The following is a 643-nucleotide window of genomic DNA, read 5'->3' as shown; positions in this document are numbered from 1 at the left end:
CCAGCCGATGGCCAGCTGGCGCAACCCGCGCTTCAGGGGCGAGGCCCCGGAAAGCAGACCCACCACGCCGCCGGTAAACATCAGGCCGCTCCCACCAGGACGGCGGCCAGGATGATGGAGGGCAGCCCGGACATTCCGAAGATGAACGGGAGGATCGGCACGACCGCGCCGGAGGCGAAGAACAGGAACGAGGAAGCCGCCGCCCCCGGGGCCGAGCCCAGCTCCTCGTGCTCGCGGGCCAGCTCCTCACCGCGCAGCTCCGGCTGCAGTGAGAATGAGGGGTTGCAGTCGCAGGTGAACAGCCCCATGCGTTCGGCGGCCCGGTGCTCGGCGTCCTCATCGCTCATGCCGCGCGCCTTGTAAATCAGCACCAGTTCGTTCGCGTCCAGGTCCAGGTCCCGCGCCGCGGAGAGCGTCACCTGGGTAGGCCGGGAAGCGGTGAGCAGTTCACGCTGGGAACGCACCGAGACATATTCGCCCGCCGCCATGGACAGCGCGCCGGCCAGCAGGCCGGCGATGCCGGCGAAGAGGACGAAGGAGGAAGCCACCCCGGTGGCACCGATGCCCAGCACCAACGCGAAGTTGGAGACCAGCCCGTCATTGGCGCCGAACACCGCGGCCCGGAAGTTGCCGGCCAGCCGGG

1 pseudogene is annotated in these 643 nt (G+C 69.8%); it reads right to left on the bottom strand.

Annotation, left to right across the window (positions count from 1 at the left end):
• A pseudogene (locus JCM19049_RS16825) lies at window positions 1-643 on the bottom strand (VIT1/CCC1 transporter family protein); the annotation flags it as partial.

The sequence above is a fragment of the Arthrobacter sp. JCM 19049 genome, assembly GCF_001310435.1.
Note: the sequence above shows the minus strand (reverse complement) of the source record. Positions and strands in the feature narration are given on the sequence as shown.